Consider the following 18150-nt stretch of genomic DNA (forward strand, 5'->3'; position numbering starts at 1 on the left):
CGGCGGGCAGGGCAGAGTCGGGAGGAAAAGACAGCAGGAAGGCGCGGAGGGAGCCGGGAGCTCGGCGGGCGGGACGAACCGTGCGGCTCGGCGCGAACTAGGACACCGGACAGATGGCGCTTGACATTCGACCGAGATCCACATGGCGGCGACTCACCAAGGCAATTCCCGCTCGCGACATGACGGCAGCGTTGCACGCGGTGACCCCGCCGTCCACCACCGTCCAATATGTGGACGCGGGTGTCCTGCATCATGGACGGGGTGAAGGGGGTCTCACTCTCCGTGGCGCACGCCCCCCTGGCACCCTCCCGACCGGGTCCCGGCATCGCGAACGGCCCCGAGGTGTGGGGTCCCAGGGGCCGTTCGGTGGGGGGACGGAGAGGGGCCGGTCCGGTCAGATCCGGATCAGCAGCTCCAGCAGGTCCCGGTAGTCGCGGAGTGCGGTGCGCTGGGCCTCCGTGTCGCCGGCGGCGTCGCCGGCGTCGGGCGCGTCCACCGGGCCCTGCCAGCCGTCACGCAGCGCGCGGCGCCGGTTCGCCAGCTCCTCGGTGAGGCGGGCCACCGCCTGTTCGAGCGCGGCGTCCGCCGCCGCGACCGACTCCCGGGGGGCGTCGACGAAGCCGGCGACCGCGCCCTTGACCTCGGCGCGCAGCCGGTCCGCCTCCTCGGGCGTGAACAGCGGGCCCACGGCGCGGCGTTCCCCGCTCCCGACCATGGGGTCAGGGGTGTGGTCGGGAGCGGAGCCTCCTGGCCGCTGGTCGGCGGCGGCCACCGGCTGGGGGGTTCCGGTGTCGCCCTCGGGAAGGTCCTTCGGGGATTCCGGCGCCGTCGGGGCCTCCTGGCTCTCGGCGCGGGGCGCGTCATCGGCGCGGTTCTTGCTGAGACGTTCGGTCAGCCTCATCAGACGTCGCCTCCTCGGCTCTGCGTGGTGCCCGTGGCCTCGGCCGGCGTGCCCCCCGCCTCGGTGTCCGCGCTCTCGTCGGCGGCCGGCTTCCCCGCCAGCAGCGCGTCGAACAGCTCGCGGGCGGCGAGCAGCGACGAGCGCAGCTCCTCCGTGCGCTCCGCCATGGCCCGGGCCAGATCCTCCCGGCTCGCCAGGGTGTGCACCCGGCGATAGCCGTCCACCTGGTGCGGATGGTGCACGGAGACGGCGGCCAACTGCTCGCCGTAGCCGTCCGACGGGTAGCCGAGCTCCCGGATCAGCCGGTTGAGCAACTGGTCCACCTCGGCGATCGCGCCGGCCGGGGAGTCGACGAACTGCTCCTGGGCCCTGGCCCAGGAGGCCCGGTACGCGTCATGCCGTTCGGCGGGCAGGGAGCGGGCGCGGAAGCGGCGGTGGAGCCGCAGCCGGCTGGCCAACTCCTTGTGGGCGGCCCTGGTGTCCCCCTGGTGTCGTGCCACGGCGCGCTCGTACTCCGGGCCGAAGCGTCGCCGCAGCAGGCCGCCACCCGGGGCCATCGTCGGCAGGGGCCGTCCCGTCGCGGCCAGCCCACCCAGCACCAGGGCCGCGAGGACCACCAGGCTCAGGATGATGATCAGTATCGTCATGACGTCCCTTTCGCAGAGATCCTCTCAGCGAGGTTGTCATCAGGACGCGTTACCCAATCGAAACCTTCCAAACGTGCCCGATGGCCTGACAGTTGGCGGAACGCGACCGCCGCACGGGGCCAGCCGCGCCCGGCGCCCGCCCGGCCTGGCGGCTTCGGTGTTCCCGCCGGGCCGGGCCGTGGTTTGGCCCGCTGCCCCCCGGGGCCCCGTTGCTCCTCCTACTCCGGAAGGGGGCGGGCCCGTTCGACCACGGCGGTCAGCGACCCGCCGGGGAGGGTGCCGAAGCTGTCGCCCCAGTTCCGGCCCAGCCGGGAGGCGCAGAACGCGTCGGCCACCTCGGGCGGGGCGTGCCGCACCAGCAGCGAGCCCTGGAGCACCAGCGCCAGCCGCTCAACCACCCGGCGTGCCCTGGCCTCCACGCCCTCCAGATCGGACAGCTCGGTCAGCAGATCCTTGAGCGCCGCGTCCAACCGGTGGTCGGCGCCGGCGGCCTGGCCCACCTCGACCAGATACGCGTTGAGCGCGCCCGGCTCCCGTTGCAGCGCGCGCAGCGCGTCCAGGGCCTGGACATTGCCCGAGCCCTCCCAGAGGGAGTTGAGCGGGGACTCGCGCAGCAGCCTGGGCAGGCCCGACTCCTCCACGTAGCCGTTGCCGCCCAGACACTCGAGCGCCTCGGCCGCCACCGGCGTGCAGCGTTTGGTGACCCAGTACTTGGCGGCCGGCAGCGCCAGCCGCAGCAGGTGGCGGTCATGGGCGCTGCCGTCCGCCGCCGCGTCGACCGCGGCGGCCAGGCGCAGCGCCAGCGCCGTCGCGGCCTCGGACTCAAGGGCCAGATCGGCCAGCACATTGGTCATCAGCGGCTTGTCGATCAGCGGGCCGCCGAACGCCGAACGGTGCGCCGCGTGGTGGGTGGCCCGCGCGACGGCCTGCCGCATGATCGCCGCCGAGCCCGTGACGCAGTCGAGACGGGTGGCCGCCACCATCTCGATGATGGTGCGCACCCCACGCCCCTCCTCGCCGACCAGCCAGGCCAGCGTCTCGCCGTCGAACTCCACCTCGGACGAGGCGTTGGAGCGGTTGCCCAGCTTGTCCTTGAGCCGCTGGAGCCGGAAGGAGTTGCGGGTGCCGTCCGGCAGCACCCGGGGCAGCAGGAAGCAGCTGAGCCCGCCGGGCGCCTGGGCCAGCACCAGGAAGACATCGGACATCGGCGCCGAGCAGAACCACTTGTGCCCGGTCAGCCGGTAGAGGCCGGGATCGCCCGCCGGCTCCGCCCTGGTGGTGTTGGCCCGCACATCGGAGCCCCCCTGCTTCTCCGTCATCCCCATGCCGGCGACCGCGCCCGCCTTGGCCGTGGCCGGGACGTCGAGCCCTGGCTGGTAGCGGTGGGAGGTGAGCAGCGGCTCCCAGACGGCGGCCAACTCGGGGGTGGCGCGCAGCGCCGGCACCGCCGCATGCGTCATCGAGACGGGGCAGCCGTGCCCCGCCTCCACCTGGCTCCAGACGAGAAAACCAGCCGTCCTACGCAGTTGGCCCGATGGCCACGTCCAGGCGTCGGTGAGCCCGGACGACACCGCCCGGTCGAGCAGTTGATGCCAGGCGGGATGGAACTCGACCTCGTCGATCCGATGCCCGCGCGGATCGAAGACCCGCAGGACAGGAGGGTTCTCATTGGCCAGCCGCCCCCATTCGGCCGCCTCCGCCGAGCCGGCCGCCCGGCCGAGCTCCGTCAGCTCCGCGCCCGCCTCGGCCGCCGCCTCGGGCGTGACCAGCCGCGCGAAGCCCTCGGAGAGGACGGCGTCCTGACCGAACACGTCGTAGTCGATCAAGGGGGGGACCTGATTGGTGACCGTGTGGGTGCTGGGCGTCATGGCGCCACGTTAGGCGCCGTCGAGGGGGCGCGCCATCCCTCGAACCCGCTCATCAGGGGCTACCGTTCGCCGACTGCCCTAGTACAGTGAGGCGTTCGCGGCGACGGCAGGGAGCGACCGATGGAGTTGGAACTGGATTCCGATAGCACGGTCGACGAGTTCGGAGTGTCGCCGGTGGCTTTGGACTTTCGACAGACAGGGCCAACTGTGCCCCGGATGGTCCTCGGGAACCGGCTGCGCGCCCTGCGGGAGGCCCAGGGCATCACCGGCGCGGACGCGGGGCGCCGCATCCGGGGGTCGCACTCCAAGATCAGCCGCCTGGAGATGGGGAGAACCGGCTTCAAGGCGCGCGATGTCCTCGACCTGCTCACCTACTACGGCGTCGCCGACGAGGCGGAGCGCGTCACCCTGCTGGCCCTGGCCCGCCAGTCCAACACCCACGGGTGGTGGCAGTTCTACCACGACATCGTCCCCAGCTGGTTGAACGTCTATCTCGGCCTTGAGCAGACCGCGACCGTGATCAGGGGCTACGAGCTGCAGTTCGTCCCCGGCCTGTTGCAGACCGAGGAGTACGCCCGCGCGGTGATGTCCCTGGTGCCCGACGAGGAGGAGCGCCTTGAGCGCCGGGTACGGCTGCGGATGGCCAGGCAGCAGGTGCTGCGCCGGCCCCAGCCGCCGTTCCTGTGGGTGGTCATCGACGAGACGGCGCTGCGCCGCTCGATGGGCGGCCGTGGGCTGATGCGCCGGCAGCTGGAGTATCTGCTGGAGGTCTCCCGGCTGTCGCATGTCACCGTGCAGGTGGTCCCGTTCACGGCCGGGGCGCACTCGGCGATCGCGGGCCCGGTGACGCTGCTGCGCCCGCCGGGCGGTGAGCTGTCGGACGTCGTCTATCTGGAGCAGCTCACCGGCGGCGCCTACCCGGACAAGCCGTCCGAGGTCGAGCAGTATCGCCATGTGATGAACCGCCTTTCCGTCGAGGCGCTGCCGCCCGCCGCGACCACGGACTTCCTGTTCGACGCGCTGCGCGAGCTGTGACGCCCCGGCGCGTCAGTGGCGCCCACGCGTGCTGTCGGACGCGCCGCCGAAGAGGCGGGCGATCGCCCGGAAGGGCAGAGTGACGAGGGTGGCGATGGCGCCGCCCACCATGCGCAGCAGATCGGCGATGGCGCGGAACATGGGTTCTCTCCTCCGATAGGTCTTCGTCGGTCCCTTGCTGGTCCCTTGCTGACTCCTTGGCGATCCTTTGGCGATCGCCGGTTGTCCTGAGCTGTCTCGGATGTCCGAACCATCCGTGCCGAAACGGGCGCTCCCGTTTCGTTGATCGCCCACAGCGAACACGTCCTGGCGTCGGGAACATCCGGACGGGTCTCCAGCATTGAGTCGGCATAGCTCAATTTGCCTGCCAAGGGAGACGTCATGGAAGCATCGTTCGACGTACTCACTCTCCCGGTGTTGCCGTTGGAGAACGAGGTCGTACTGCCCGGCATGGTGGTGCCGCTCGAACTCTCCGACGCCGAGGTGCGCGCCGCGGTCGAGGCGGCGCAGGCCGCCGCGCCCCGGGGGGAGAAGCCGCGTGTGCTGCTGGTGCCGCGGATCGACGGGAACTACCCGGCCATCGGCGTCGAGGGCCGGGTGGAGCAGGTCGGCCGGCTGGCCGACGGCGACCCCGGCGCCCTGGTGCGCGGCATCCGCCGGGTGCGGGTGGGCACCGGCACCACCGGCCCTGGGCGGGCGCTGTGGGTGGAGGTCGGCCCGGTGGCGGAGCCGGTGCCCGACCCGCTGCCGGGCGCCGTCGCCGAGCTGGTCAAGGAGTACCGCGCGCTGAGCACCAGCTGGCTGCGGAAGCGCGGCGCCTGGCAGGTGGTGGACCGGGTGGCGGGCATCGACGAGGTCGGCGCCCTCGCTGACAACGCCGGATATCTCCCCTTCCTCGGCGCCGAACAGCGCCGCACCCTGCTGGAGACGCTGGACCCGGTGGAGCGGCTGCGGCAGGCCACGGCCTGGCTGAGCGAGCACCTGGCGGAGGAGGAGGTCACCGAGTCCATCGCCAAGGACGTCCAGGACGGCGTGGAGAAGCAGCAGCGCGAGTTCCTGCTCCGCCGCCAACTGGCGGCCGTCCGCAAGGAGTTGGCCGAGCTGAACGGGGAGGCGGAGGACGAGGGCGACGACTACCGGGCCCGCGTCGAGGCCGCCGACCTGCCCGAGCGGGTCCGCGAGGCCGCGCTCAAGGAGGTCGACAAGCTGGAGCGCGCCTCCGAGGCCAGCCCCGAGGGCGGCTGGATCCGCACCTGGCTGGACACCGTGCTCGAACTGCCGTGGCACGAGCGCACCGACGACGCCTACGACATCGCGGGCGCGCGGGCCGTGCTGGACGCCGACCACGCCGGTCTCGCCGACGTCAAGGAGCGGATCACGGAGTATCTGGCCGTGCGCAAGCGGCGCGAGGAGCGCGGTCTCAAGGTGGTCGGCGGCCGGCGCGGCGGCGCGGTGCTGGCCCTGGTGGGGCCGCCCGGCGTCGGCAAGACCTCGCTGGGGGAGAGCGTCGCGCGCGCCATGGGGCGGAAGTTCGTCCGGGTGGCCCTCGGCGGCGTCCACGACGAGGCGGAGATCAGGGGCCACCGGCGCACCTATGTGGGCGCGCTGCCCGGCCGGATCGTCCGGGCCGTCAAGGAGGCCGGCTCGATGAACCCGGTGGTGCTGCTCGACGAGATCGACAAGGTCGGCGCCGACTACCGGGGCGACCCGACGGCGGCGCTCCTCGAAGTGCTGGACCCGGCGCAGAACCACACGTTCAGGGACCACTATCTGGAGGTCGAGCTGGACCTCTCCGACGTGGTGTTCCTGGCCACGGCGAATGTGCTGGAGTCCATCCCGCAGCCCCTGTTGGACCGGATGGAGCTGGTCCGCCTCGACGGCTACACCGAGGACGAGAAGGTCACCATCGCCCGGGACCACCTGCTGCCCCGGCAGCTGGAGCGGGCGGGTCTGGCGGCCGACGAGGTCACCGTCGACGAGTCGGCGCTCCGGAAGCTGGCCGGCGAGTACACCAGGGAGGCCGGGGTGCGCGGCCTTGAGCGCACGGTCGCCCGGGTGCTGCGGAAGGTCGCGGCCCGCGCCGAGTTGGGCGAGCTGACCCTGCCGTACGCCGTCGCCGAGGACGGGCTCGGCGGCCTGATCGGTCGGCCGCACCACACGCCCGAGGCGGCCCAGGAGCCGGGGCGGCAGCGCACCGCGGTGCCGGGCGTCGCCACCGGGCTCGCGGTCACCGGCGCCGGCGGCGACGTCCTCTATGTGGAGGCGTCGCTGGCCGATCCGGAGACGGGCGGCTCGGGGCTCACCCTCACCGGGCAGCTGGGCGACGTGATGAAGGAGTCGGGGCAGATCGCGCTCTCCTATCTGCGGTCACGCGGCGCGGAGCTGGAGCTGCCGGTCGGCGACCTCAGGGAGCGCGGCATCCACCTCCATGTGCCGGCCGGCGCCGTCCCCAAGGACGGCCCGAGCGCCGGGGTCACCATGACCACGGCCCTGGCGTCGCTGCTCAGCGGGCGCCGGGTGCGGCCCGAGGTGGCCATGACGGGCGAGGTCTCGCTCACCGGCCGGGTGCTGCCGATCGGCGGTGTCAAGCAGAAGCTGCTCGCCGCCCACCGCGCCGGGCTGACCACGGTGGTCATCCCGCTCCGCAACGAGCCGGATCTGGACGACGTGCCGGCCGAGGTGCTCGCCGATCTGCGGGTGCATCCGGTCTCCGACGTCCGGCAGGTGCTCGAACTGGCGCTGGCCCCGGCCGAGTCGGCCGTCCCGCTGGCCGCCTGAGCCGGCGGGCCCGGCCCTCCGCCCATCGCCGCGAGGCCGATGGGCGGGAGGGGCGTAGGGTCTGCGGTTATGAGTCCTTCGATCGCGACCAACACCCGCGTTGACCTCGACGGCCTGCTGGACTTCGTCCGGGCCAGGCACCGCGCCGTCCTGCTGACCCGGCGCTCCGACGGCTCTCCGCAGGCGTCCCCGCTGACCTGCGGCGTGGACGACGCCGGCCGGCTGGTGATGTCGACCTACCCCGAGCGGGCCAAGACCCGCAACGCCGAGCGGGACGCCGAGGTCAGCGTCCTGGTCCTGTCCGACGAGTGGGACGGCCCCTGGGTGCAGGTGGACGGCGAGGCCGAGGTGCTGCATGTGCCGGAGGCGATCGAGCCGCTGGTGGAGTACTACCGCAACATCGCGGGCGAGCACCCGGACTGGGCCGAGTACCGGGAGGCCATGGCCCGGCAGGGCAAGTCCCTGATCCGGGTCACCCCGCGCCGCTGGGGCCCGCTCGCCACCGGCGGCTTCCCGGCCCGCCTCGCGAAGGACTAGCTCGCGAAGGACCAGTACGCGAACGCCTAGGCGGTACCGCCCCGGGCGGCGGTCGCACGTCGGTCGTGCGCACGCAGGACGAGGCCGTGTGGGGCCATCACGATGCGCGGCTTGGGCCGCACCCGGGCGTCGGGCTCGGCCCGCAGGTCCCACCTGCCGGCCAGCGCGGAGACGGCGATGACGGCCTCGTGCTGGGCGAACCTGGCGCCGATGCAGATCCGCGCGCCCGCGCCGAACGGCACATAGCCGGCGGACGGCACCAGCGCTGAGCGCTTGGTCCACCGGTCGGGGTCGAAGCGCTCGGGATCGGGGAAGACCTCCGGATCGTGGTGGAGCTGGTACGGGCTGACATAGAACTCGGTGCCCTCGGGGAACCGGTGCCCGCCGAGCTCCACCTCCCGGGTCGCACAGCGGGCGATGATCCAGGTGGGGGAGTGCACCCGCAGCGTCTCGGCGAACACCGCGTTGGTGAACGGCAGTAGCGGCACGTCGTCGGCGGTGGCGGTGCGGCCGTCGAGGACGGTGTCCAGCTCCGCGTGCAGCCGCTCGCGCAGCGCCGGGTCCTCGGCGACCCGGTGGAAGAACCAGGCCAGCACGCTGGCCGTGGTCTCGGTGCCGGCCGCCAGAAACGTGACGACCTGGGCCTTCAGCTCCTCGTCGGAGAAGAGCGCCTCCTCGCCCGCCACGCTCTCCATCAGCGCGTTCAGCAGCCCGCCGGCGTCCGGATCGGCCCGCGCGCTCGCCACGGCGTGGGCGCAGGTGGCGTCCGCCTCCGCCACGGCGGCGGCGAACCTGCGGGCCGAGGGCAGCGGGAGGTTCCGCGCCCATTCGGGCAGCACCGCGTGCCGGAACACCTCGCCGTCGAGTAGCCGGTCGAAGACGCTCACCATCTCGTCGATGCTGGACAGGTCGAAGCTGGTCAACAGGGAACGTATCGTGACGCGTTGGGTCAGCCGGTTCAGCAGTGGCAGCAGGTCGAGGCGCTCGCCGTCCCGCCAGGAGCCGGCCAGCCGCTCGGCCTCCTCGACCATGACGACGCCGGCCTCGCCGACCCGCTCGCGGGTGAACGCCGGCTGCATCAGCCGCCGCTGCCTGCGGTGTTCGGAGGCCGGGCAGGTGAGCAGGCCGTTCCCCAGCACCGCGCGAGCCTGCTCGGCGATCTGCCCGCCCTTGTCGAAATCGCTGACATTGGTCAGCACCGATTGGGCAAGCTTCGCATCGGCAACCAAATAGCCTCGACGTCCGCGCAACTTCAGCTCCAGAACGCCGGCCTGCCCCGAGCACTCGCGGAGCCAGCCCAGCGGGTCCCGCCAGAGTGCCCCCGTGTGGCCGAGGACCGGAATGGACCCAGGTGCCCTGGGCACGGTTTGTTGCTCGGATATCGACATACTGTGTCCCCCGTGCGGTGTTTGAGGCGATTTCTGGCTGTCGCACGCATCCCCCGGCCCCCCGGACCGGGGAGCGTCGAGGCGTTCCCGTGGTCGTGGGAACGCGGCGCTCCGGCCGGTTCCTCGTCATGCTACGTGCTGCCGCACCCCTCGAACAGGTTTCAATGGCTACGGATCGAGAAGCTTTGCCCCCTGGTTGGCCGTCGGGCCGGTTCGCTGCCGTGAACGTTGCCTCGGTGGTTGGTCGCGGTGTTGCGCGCCGCCGCTCCCCGGCCGGTACCTCCCTGTCCGATTCCCGCCAGTGCCGACGTCCGGAGGCGTCGCACACTGGACGGGTGATGGACGACGACAGCAGGTACGAGGCGGTGCGCAGCCGCGACGAGCGATTCGACGGGGTGTTCTTCACCGCCGTCCTGACCACCGGGATCTTCTGCCGTCCCAGCTGCCCGGCGACCACGCCCAAGCGGGCCAACGTCCGCTTCCTCGCCTCGGCCGCGGCGGCGCAGGGCGCGGGCTTCCGGGCCTGCCGTCGTTGCCGCCCCGACGCCGTGCCGGGATCGGCCGAGTGGAACGTCAGGGCCGACCTGGTCGGCCGGGCGATGCGGCTGATCGGGGACGGCGTGGTCGACCGGGAGGGCGTCGCGGGCCTGGCCGGCCGGCTCGGCTACAGCACCCGGCAGGTCCAGCGGCAGCTGGTCGCCGAGCTGGGGGCCGGGCCCATCGCGCTGGCCAGGGCCGGGCGGGCCCACACCGCGCGGGTCCTGCTCCAGACGACCGAACTGCCGATCACCGAGATCGCCTTCGCCGCCGGCTTCACCAGCGTCCGCCAGTTCAACGACACCCTGCGCGACGCCTATGACCGCACCCCCAGCGCGCTGCGCGCCGCCGCCCCCGCGGCCGGCCGCGCCGAGCCCGTCGAGGGCGCCGGCGTTCCGCTGCGGCTCGCCTACCGGGGGGCCTACGCCGCGCGGCAGGTCTTCGACTTCCTCGCCCGCCGGGCGCTGCCAGGCGTGGAGGAGACGCTCGGCGCGCCAGGCGCCCGCGTCTACCGGCGCACGTTGGCGCTGCCGCACGGCGGCGGCATCGCCGAGGTGGCCGAGAGCGCCGGCGCCCCGGGCCGCCGCTGGCTGCCCTGCCGGCTGTACCTCAGCGATCTGCGCGATCTGACCTGCGCCGTCCAGCGCCTGCGTCGCCTCTTCGACCTGGACGCCGACCCCTACGCGGTGGCCGAGCGGCTCGGCGGCCATCCACGGCTCGGGCCGCTGGTCGCGAAGGCGCCGGGGCTGCGTTCGCCCGGCGCCGTCAGCTCCGACGAACTGGCGATCCGGGCGGTGCTCGGCCAACAGGTCACGGTGGGCGCGGCCCGCACCCTGGGCGGCCGGCTGGTCGCCGCGCTGGGCAAGCCGCTGGGGCGGCCCGACGGCGGCCTCACCCATCTCTTCCCGGAGCCGGCGGCGCTGGCCGAGGCCGAACTCGCCGAACTCGGCATGCCGGCCGCGCGCCGCGCCACCCTGCGCACCCTGGGCGCCGCGCTCGCCGACGGCCGCGTCCAGCTCAGCCCGGGGGCCGACCGGGACGAGGCCGAGCGGCGGCTGCGCGCGCTGCGCGGTATCGGCCCCTGGACGGCCGGCTATGTGCGGATGCGGGCCCTGGGCGACCCGGATGTCTTCCTGCCGGGGGACGCCGCCGTCCGCCACGGGCTGGCCGCGATCGGCGCGACGGTCGACGAGTCGGAGGAGTGGCGCCCCTGGCGCTCCTACGCCCTGCACCATCTGTGGTGGGCCATCGCCTGACCGAAAATCGACTCCCCCCGGTGACGAGTTGACGCCGCCCGATGACCGCCGGATGGCCGGTCGATGGCTGGTCGATGAACACCGGACCAACAACCACCCCATGACCCGGACCCACCGCACCCGCAGAACAACGGAGAGAACCGTGCGTTACACCATCCACCCCAGCCCGCTCGGCGATCTGCTGATCGCCGGCCCCCGCCCCGGCGTGCTGGCGTCGGTCACCGTGCCGGACCAGCGGCGCGGCGCGAGTGTCCAGCCGGACTGGGTGCGGGCCGACCCGGACTTCCGTGGCGCGACCGAGCAGTTCGACGCGTACTTCGCCGGCGAGCTGACGGAGTTCACCCTCACGCTGGAGGCGGCCGGCACCCCGTTCCGGCAACAGGTCTGGGCCGCGCTGGACAAGATCCCGCTCGGCACGACCACCACCTATGGCGCGCTGGCCGCCCGGATCGGGGTTCCGCCCCGCTCGGTGCGCGCGGTCGGCGGCGCGGTGGGCGCCAACCCGCTGCTCCTGATCCGGCCCTGCCACCGGGTGCTGGGCGCCAACGGCTCGCTGACCGGCTACGCGGGCGGCCTGGACCGCAAGCGGCAGCTGCTGGTGCACGAGGGCGTGGCGTTGGGCTGAGGCGTGGCCCGTGGCCTCGCCGTCAGCTGAGCAGCAGCACCGCGAGCCACAGACCCACCACCAACAGGCAGGCGCACAGCTCCACCAGGGTGTAGCGGCCCGTGGTGCGCAGGATGTCCCGGGTGGAGGCCCAGGCGGAGCCGTGCCCGCCCAGCCGCACCCGCTCCCAACCGTAGAGGCCGGCGACAAAGCCCGGCACCGCGCCGACCACCGGGAGCAGGAAGAAGCCGGCCGTCCCGGTGCCCGAGGCGAACAGCAGCTGCCTGGTGCGGACTTCGGCGACCTGACTGGCGCCGGACGGCAGCAGCCAGCGGACGACCTGGCTGATCAGCAGCAACGCGGTCGCGCCGACCAGCACCCACCAGGCGCGGGTGGTGCCGTCCGCGGACGACCACCAGAACACCCCGGCCCAGACGGCCAGGGTGCTCGGGACATGGGGGAGCGCGGTGGCCAGCAGGCCGCAGAGCATCACCGCGCCCACCAGCGCCGTCTGCCAGGTCCCCATGGGCCAAGGCTGCCCCAAGCCCCCGGGGCGCGTCACCCCGGGGGCGGGAGAGCGCTCTCGACTAGCCGAACTGGCGCTCGATTCTGGCCAATTTCTCCTCAAGCGAGTCGAGGCGGGGCGCGGCGGTCGACATCGAGCCGGCGTCGCCGTCCGCCGCCGGGCCCTGGAGCGCTCTGGGCGCCGCGGCGGCCTCAAGGGCGGCCGGCTCGGACGCGGACGCCGGCGGCATGCCGACCCCCAACTGTCGCCTGCCACGCCCGAAGAGCCGCTGCTGGCCGCCGCCGATCGCGCGCAACCTGGCCCGCTCCAGCTGGCGTTGCTCCCGCCGGCGCAGCTTGGCCTCCTCCTTCTTGCGGCGTTCCTCGCGCACCTCCTCGACCGCCTCGTCCAGGGTGCGCACCCCCTCAAGCAGCATCAGCGACCAGGCGCCGAAGGTCTCACGCGGGGCCCGCAGCCAGCGGACGAACCGGATCTGCGGCATCGGCCTGGGCACCAGGCCCTGCTCGCGCAGCGCGGCCCGCCTGGTCTGCTTCAGCGCCCGGTCGAAGAGCACCGCCGCGGAGAGCGACATGCCGGCGAAGAAGTGCGGCGCGCCCGCGTGGCCCGTACCCCTGGGCGCGTGCACCCAGTTGAACCAGGCGGCGGCCCCGGCGAAGAGCCACACCAGCATCCGGGAGCCCATCGACGAGTCGCCGTGGCTGGCCTCGCGCACCGCGATCACCGCGCAGAACATCGCCGCGCCGTCGAGGCCGAACGGCACCAGGTACTCCCAGCCGCCGGAGAGCGCGAGGTTCTCGCGGCCGAAGCCGACCAGGCCCTGGAAGGACAGCGCCGCCGCGACCCCGGCGCAGCAGAACAGCAGCGTGTAGGAGGCCGAGGCGTACACCCGCTCACGCCGGCGCCGTTGGGCCTCAAGGCGTTCCCAGGAGTCCGTCTCCTGAGCCTCCCCCGCCGGCTTGCGGCCCCGGGTGAGCAGGGCCGTGGCGGCCAGGAAACCCACCAGCAGGATGCCCGCCGCCAACACCCAACTGAACTGCATGTCCGTCACCTTCACCGCGATGTTGCCCCTCGCCCGGGTGTGCCGTGCGCCCGGCGAGGCCGGGCGCTCTCGGATTCCAGCTGTTTCGAGAAAGCGTGATGCTACCTGAGGCCCCGTCAGTTCCAATTCGGGCGTAATGCCACCAACGAGTGGTAATTTGGGGGAACTTGCCGCCAGGCGCCGGATGATCTGTTATCAACCGGCGGTCAGGCGCTCCACCCGGTCGCTGTCGCACATCCGCGGACAGGTCACACAGGTGTTCTCCGGGCGCAGCGTGTAGTACATGCAGCAGCTCGCCCGGTCCCGGGTGCGCAGCGGCTCGTCGGCGGGCCCGGCCAACTCGCGGAAGCCGGCGTCGGCGCGGAACGGCGCGGTGTTCCCGGGGAGGAGCAGCTCCAACTCCCGCACGGCGCGCGCCTCGTCGTTCAGCAGATGGCCGAAGTACCAGAGGGACTCGGCGAGTTCGTCCGTGGCCACCCCCCACAGGGCGCGGGCCCTGCGGCGCATCCTCGGGCCGAAGGCGTCCAGCAGCGGGCCGAGATGCTCGGCCGCGGCCCGTCGTACCTCGGTGCGCAGCGCCTCCTCGTCGGGGACGACCAGCGCCCCGGGGTGACCGGCTGACGGGTCGTCGGGCAGGCAGGCGAACGCGGTGACGCGGACGGTGAGCCCGGTCGGAGCGCGCCGGATCGCGACATCCTCGGGCGCCAGCCGAGGCACCCGGCGCAGCAGGAAGTAGGGCAGCGTGAAGAGCACGGCCGCCGGCCAGGCGTACCGGTGCAGCGCGAAACTGGCGACCACGTCGGGCCTGGCATCCCGGCCGTAGGCGGCGCGCGCCTGCTCGGCCTCCTCGACGAGGAACGCGTCCAGCGCCGCGCCCCCTGCGGCCAGGTCGTCGGCCCGTGTCCAGCCCGCACCCGAACGCGGCTCGCCCTCGACGACGCGCAACGTGGGCATCGCCTCGGTCACCCGGGCGAAAGCGGGGGTCAGCGGCGTTGTGGTGGTCAACGCGGGCACGGTCATCTGGCCACCGATCCGTTACTGGTACAGGTAAGCCTTACCTTACCTGACCGAGGTCTGGGGTTTGCCGGTGCGGAAACTCCGCCTAGGGTGCTGGAACCCACTTGATTCGGGGGCAGGAGGGATGGAGCGGACAGATGGAACCCACCCGAATGGAATCGGCCATTTCGGTGGCCGGGCCCGTGGCTGGCCGTGTCCCGCCCAGGCGCCGTTCACCGCTGCCGGTGCGCCCCCGGTCCCTGCCGAAGCGCTACTCGGTCAGGGCCCAGGTGCTGGCCGCCCTGCGGGACGCCCTGGCCAGCGGCGAGCTGGCCGCGGGCGAGACCTACTCGGCGCCGCTGCTGGCCGAGCGGTACGGCGTCTCCGCCACCCCCGTGCGGGAGGCGATGCAGCGGCTGGCCAGCGAGGGCGTGGTGGAGACGGTGCCCAACCGGGGTTTCCGGGTCACCGGGCGCAGCCAGCGCGATCTGGCCGAGGTGGCCGAGGTGCGCGCCGCCCTGGAGATCCCCGCCCTGCTCGCGCTCGGGCGCACGCTGCCCCGGGAACGCTGGGAGGAACTGCGCCCGCTGGCCGACGCGACGGTCCGCGTCGCGCTGCTCGGCGACCGCGCGGGCTACGCGGACGCGGACCGCGCGTTCCACCGCGAGCTGCTCGGCCTGACGGGCAACCGTCATCTGGTCGCCGTCGCCCAGGAGATGCACCGCAAGGCCCAGAGCCCGCGCGTCGGCGGACGCCCTGCCGGCTGCGTCGAGCTCGTCACCAACGCCCGCCAACACGGCTTCCTGCTCGACGCGTTGGCCTGCGGCGACCTCGTCACGGTCGAACGCCTGGCCCGCGCCCACCTGGCGGCGTAGCGGGACGCGTCGGCTGTCGTCCGACGCCGTCGGATGGCGGGCCGACCCCCTTGCCCCCCTTTCCCCCGCGCTGGCCGGTACGTCCGCTGCGACGGCCATCAGCCGGCCGGGCCGCCCTGGCCCGACGGCGGGGCTTGCCGTCGGCGGGTGGGCTGGTGCCGTGGCATCCCGTCCGGGGCCCAGCTCGCCCGCCGTCGCCAGGCGGCGGGTTGTCCTGGTGTCCGGTGCGACGGTCGGGCCTGCCGTGGCCGGGCGGCCGTTCCGGCCGCTGCCCGGCCCTGGCACCGTCGCCAGGCGGGCGATCCGCCCCCGTGCCGGGGCGGTGTCAGTCGGTCCGGTCGCCGGTGGGGGCGGGGGCCAGTTGGGGGGCCAGCCAGTGGGGCACCTCGCCGAGCAGGCGGAAGAGGCGGGTCGCCTCGGCGCGCAGCCGGTCGGCCTCCTGCGGTGGCTGCACGCCGGCGAGCGCGACCAGGGCCGGCGCGATGCCGACCAGGAAGCCCAACTCCTCGCGCAGCCGCAGCGATTCGGCGAAGCCGTGCCGCGCCTCCGCCACCTCGCCGTTCTCCAGCGCCAGCGCCGCCAGATGGCGCCAGGTGTAGGAGCTGAGCAGCGCGTCCCCCCTGCTGAGCGCCTCGTTGTGGGCGCGGCGGTAGCCCGTCTCCGCCGCCTGCGGATTGCCGCTCACATGCTCGGCCATCAGCCCGCGCCGGAAGTCCAGCAGTGGTCGTCCCGGGGAGCCGGGCGCCAGCAGCGCCGCCGCGCGGCCCAGCGCGGCGCGCGCCTCGTCGGCGCGGTCGCGCACGCGCAACAGCGTTGCCGTGTAGGCGAGATAGCCGCGCTCGCAGGCGGCGGTGCCGCGTTCCTCGTCGGTGAGCGCCATCGACTCGGCGGCCCGCAGCGCCTCTTCGGCGCGGTCCCAGCCCTGGCTGGTGAACATGCAGCGTTCCACCAGCAGTCGGGCGCGGAGCAGCGCCGACCTCGGCTGGTCCTTCGCGGTGGGATCGAGGAGCGCCGCCGCGTCCTCCCAACAGCCTCGTGACCGCAGCCGCCATACCGCACTTTCGAGCGCGGTTCCGCTCGCCGTCTCCAGAACCGGATGTGGCACGGCGGTATCCGTCACATTGCCCTCTCAGCGCGTCGTTGTGCTGTCAGGGCACGTCGTTTGGATCTTCGCGGGCTCGCGACGCAAACGACGCACCCTAGCCCCTCGTGATGTGAGTGCATCTCAGCATGAGAGACGGCGCCCGGCCAAGAGGGGAGCGTGAACCAGTTCACAAGTACCTTCCCCGGTCAGGGCGTTATGCGCTGCGGTTGGGTCGTGAATCGGCCATTCGTGGTGGGTCACTCCAGCCGGAGCGCCAACAGGAAGTCCACCGCGTCCTCAAGGCGGCGCAGATCGCGTCCGGTCAACTGCTCGACGCGGCCGATGCGGTAGCGCAACGTGTTCACATGGAGGTGGAGCCGGGCGGCGCAGCGGGTCCAGGAGCCGTCCTCCTCAAGGAAGACCTTCAGGGTGGGCAGCAGCGCCGCGTTGTTCCGCTCGTCGTAGGCGCGCAGCGGCGCCAGCAGCCGTTCGGTGAACGCGCGGCGCACGTCGTCGGGGACAAAGGGGAGCAGCAGCACATGGGAGGCCAGCTCCTCGTGCCCGGCGACGGACACCGCGCCGCCCCTGGCGGCGGCCACCCGGCGGGCGTGCCTGGCCTCCTCCAGCGCCCCGCGCAGCCCGCCGGCCGACGAGACGGCGGCGCTGACGCCCAACGTCAGCCGGGCGCCGTCGCCGAGCCCAGCGGCCAGCGGACGGCTGATCGCGCCGGCGATCGCCTCGGCCCGCAGCGGCGCGCCCGCGGTGCCCGCCTCGGCCAGACGGCAGACCGGGACCAGCGCCACCGCCTCCGCCTCGGTGTGGGCGACGGCGCAGCCGGTCTCGGGGGAGGTGGGGTCCCAGAGCAGCTCCTCCAGGACCGCGCGGGCCGCAGGGCCTGACGCCGACTCGCCGCCCGGGTCGCGGAGTTCGGCCACCACCACCTGCCAGTCCGGGTCGCCCCCGCCGGGCAGCGGCACCGAGGCGGCGACCCGGAGACGGGCCGCCATCTCGGCGGGCGCGGCGCCGGCCGTCACCAGGTCGAGGATCTGTCCGGCCAGTCGGCGGCGCACTCCGCGCGCGGCCTCCCGCCGGTCCCGTTCGGCGGCCACCAGATCGGCGACCCCGGCGAGCAGGTCGAGCCGCTCGGACGGCCAGTCGGCGGCGTCGGCGTGGACGGCGAGCAGCCAGTCGGCGAGCGGCGTGGCGCCAGGCGCCGCTTCGTCGCCCCGGACCGCGAAGACGGAGTACACCCCCTGCCCCGCCGGCGGCTCGACCCGGTGTGGGCCGGGCCGGCCGGCGCGCAGGGCGGCGAGCTGCCCGGCCGCCAGCGCCGGGCCGACGCCGGGCGGCAGCGGATCGTCGGTCGCGCCGGCGATCTCCCGCCCGGTGGCGGTCAACAGCCAGGCGGACAGGTCGAGGTCGGAGGCCAGCAGGGCCAGCACCGCGCGCGGTCCCTCGCCGGCCGGGCCGGCGGACATCAGCCGCCGGTGCCGGTCCACCACGGCGGCCAGATCGCCGGCGCGCTCGCCCGACACCTGGCGGACCACATGTTCGGTGAGTTCGGCGAAGCCCACCTCCTCGGCGACCGCGAAGAGCGGCAGCCCGTGCTGTGCGCAGGTCACGGCCAGCTCGTCGGGCACCGCGCCGAACTCCACCTCGCCGGCGGCCAGTCCGGCCACCCCGGCGTCGACCAGCGTCCGCACGAAGGGGTCCGCGTCCGCGGGGCCGCGCCACCAGGCCAGGCCCGTGAGCACCAGCTCGCCGCCCCGCAGATAGCGGCTGGGGTCCCGCAGATCGGTGGTCATCACCCCGCGCACGGGCCGGTCGAGTTCGGCCTCGCCGCTCAGCAGGCGCAGTCCGAGGCGGTCGGACTCCAGCAGGGCGCGCAGTCGCACGTGGCCGCTCCTCGGGGACGCGTGTCGGCCTGGCGGGCCCGCCTCCACGGAGACGCCGAGCCCGTGTGTTCGTATGAACCTACAAGAACGGTAACTCCTCCCGTCGTGTGCTTCGGCCCTTCGGTGACTGCCCTCCCGGTCCCGGCCGCGGTGTACTGGAGCGCGCGACGGCGAACGACGGCGC

At 73.7% G+C, this 18150-nt stretch carries 17 protein-coding genes; 6 read left to right on the top strand and 11 right to left on the bottom strand.

Annotation, left to right across the window (positions count from 1 at the left end; genetic code table 11):
* Window positions 1-97: 97 nt before the first annotated feature.
* The 4 genes from K4G22_RS32045 to K4G22_RS25515 all read right to left on the bottom strand — a co-directional run bounded on the left by K4G22_RS32045 (window position 98) and on the right by K4G22_RS25515 (window position 3416).
* On the bottom strand, window positions 98-181 hold the full coding sequence (locus K4G22_RS32045; protein ID WP_312846103.1) for a putative leader peptide: 84 nt from the start codon (window positions 179-181) through the stop codon (window positions 98-100).
* Between the two features lie 213 nt (window positions 182-394).
* On the bottom strand, window positions 395-901 hold the full coding sequence (locus K4G22_RS25505; RefSeq protein ID WP_228082723.1) for a hypothetical protein: 507 nt from the start codon (window positions 899-901) through the stop codon (window positions 395-397).
* Window positions 901-1548, bottom strand: coding sequence for a hypothetical protein (locus K4G22_RS25510; RefSeq protein WP_228082724.1), 648 nt, complete (start codon window positions 1546-1548; stop codon window positions 901-903). Before K4G22_RS25510 ends, K4G22_RS25505 begins: the two co-directional genes overlap by 1 nt.
* Before the next feature lie 218 nt (window positions 1549-1766).
* Window positions 1767-3416: an acyl-CoA dehydrogenase family protein gene (locus K4G22_RS25515; RefSeq protein WP_228082725.1), complete on the bottom strand. Its 1650-nt coding sequence runs from the start codon at window positions 3414-3416 to the stop codon at window positions 1767-1769.
* Between the two features lie 216 nt (window positions 3417-3632).
* Here K4G22_RS25515 and K4G22_RS25520 point away from each other — a divergent pair, with 216 nt between their 5' ends.
* Window positions 3633-4451 (top strand): helix-turn-helix domain-containing protein, encoded by an 819-nt coding sequence (locus K4G22_RS25520; RefSeq protein ID WP_228082727.1) that lies wholly within the window; start codon window positions 3633-3635, stop codon window positions 4449-4451.
* 12 nt (window positions 4452-4463) lie between these two features.
* Here the strand turns inward: K4G22_RS25520 and K4G22_RS31710 are convergent, their stop codons facing one another.
* A complete protein-coding gene (locus tag K4G22_RS31710; protein WP_265590253.1) occupies window positions 4464-4592 on the bottom strand; it encodes an LPFR motif small protein in 129 nt (42 codons plus the stop codon).
* A 240-nt stretch (window positions 4593-4832) separates the two neighbouring features.
* Between K4G22_RS31710 and lon the strand changes: the two genes are divergently transcribed.
* The gene (lon, locus tag K4G22_RS25525; protein ID WP_228082728.1) at window positions 4833-7229 is read left to right on the top strand and encodes an endopeptidase La; all 2397 of its coding nucleotides are present in this window, start codon (window positions 4833-4835) and stop codon (window positions 7227-7229) included.
* A 69-nt stretch (window positions 7230-7298) separates the two neighbouring features.
* Complete coding sequence (locus K4G22_RS25530) at window positions 7299-7766, top strand: PPOX class F420-dependent oxidoreductase (RefSeq protein WP_228082730.1); 468 nt, start codon at window positions 7299-7301, stop codon at window positions 7764-7766.
* A 26-nt stretch (window positions 7767-7792) separates the two neighbouring features.
* On the opposite strand, the gene K4G22_RS25535 is transcribed toward K4G22_RS25530, so the two are convergent.
* A complete protein-coding gene (locus K4G22_RS25535; RefSeq protein WP_228082737.1) occupies window positions 7793-9154 on the bottom strand; it encodes a cytochrome P450 in 1362 nt (453 codons plus the stop codon).
* Between the two features lie 338 nt (window positions 9155-9492).
* On the opposite strand from K4G22_RS25535, the gene K4G22_RS25540 reads away from it, so the two are divergent.
* Both K4G22_RS25540 and K4G22_RS25545 read left to right on the top strand, forming a co-directional pair.
* Window positions 9493-10947, top strand: a complete 1455-nt coding sequence (locus tag K4G22_RS25540; RefSeq protein ID WP_228082738.1) for an AlkA N-terminal domain-containing protein — start codon at window positions 9493-9495, stop codon at window positions 10945-10947.
* Window positions 10948-11047: 100 nt separating this feature from the next.
* On the top strand, window positions 11048-11572 hold the full coding sequence (locus K4G22_RS25545; RefSeq protein WP_228082739.1) for a methylated-DNA--[protein]-cysteine S-methyltransferase: 525 nt from the start codon (window positions 11048-11050) through the stop codon (window positions 11570-11572).
* 22 nt (window positions 11573-11594) lie between these two features.
* Here K4G22_RS25545 and K4G22_RS25550 read toward each other — a convergent pair whose 3' ends face one another.
* From K4G22_RS25550 to K4G22_RS25560, 3 genes are all read right to left on the bottom strand, one after another.
* On the bottom strand, window positions 11595-12077 hold the full coding sequence (locus tag K4G22_RS25550; RefSeq protein WP_228082741.1) for a DUF456 domain-containing protein: 483 nt from the start codon (window positions 12075-12077) through the stop codon (window positions 11595-11597).
* 61 nt (window positions 12078-12138) lie between these two features.
* Window positions 12139-13131, bottom strand: coding sequence for a DUF2637 domain-containing protein (locus K4G22_RS25555; RefSeq protein ID WP_228082742.1), 993 nt, complete (start codon window positions 13129-13131; stop codon window positions 12139-12141).
* A gap of 180 nt (window positions 13132-13311) precedes the next feature.
* Window positions 13312-14136: a (2Fe-2S)-binding protein gene (locus tag K4G22_RS25560; protein ID WP_228082744.1), complete on the bottom strand. Its 825-nt coding sequence runs from the start codon at window positions 14134-14136 to the stop codon at window positions 13312-13314.
* A 149-nt stretch (window positions 14137-14285) separates the two neighbouring features.
* Between K4G22_RS25560 and K4G22_RS25565 the strand changes: the two genes are divergently transcribed.
* Window positions 14286-14987 (top strand): GntR family transcriptional regulator, encoded by a 702-nt coding sequence (locus K4G22_RS25565; RefSeq protein ID WP_228082746.1) that lies wholly within the window; start codon window positions 14286-14288, stop codon window positions 14985-14987.
* Window positions 14988-15312: 325 nt separating this feature from the next.
* Here K4G22_RS25565 and K4G22_RS25570 read toward each other — a convergent pair whose 3' ends face one another.
* Both K4G22_RS25570 and K4G22_RS25575 read right to left on the bottom strand, forming a co-directional pair.
* Complete coding sequence (locus K4G22_RS25570; RefSeq protein WP_228082748.1) at window positions 15313-16092, bottom strand: hypothetical protein; 780 nt, start codon at window positions 16090-16092, stop codon at window positions 15313-15315.
* Window positions 16093-16328: 236 nt separating this feature from the next.
* Window positions 16329-17966, bottom strand: a complete 1638-nt coding sequence (locus tag K4G22_RS25575) for a PucR family transcriptional regulator (protein ID WP_228082750.1) — start codon at window positions 17964-17966, stop codon at window positions 16329-16331.
* Window positions 17967-18150 lie beyond the last annotated feature (184 nt).

It is taken from the genome of Streptomyces profundus, assembly GCF_020740535.1.
Lineage (GTDB): Bacteria > Actinomycetota > Actinomycetes > Streptomycetales > Streptomycetaceae > Streptomyces > Streptomyces profundus.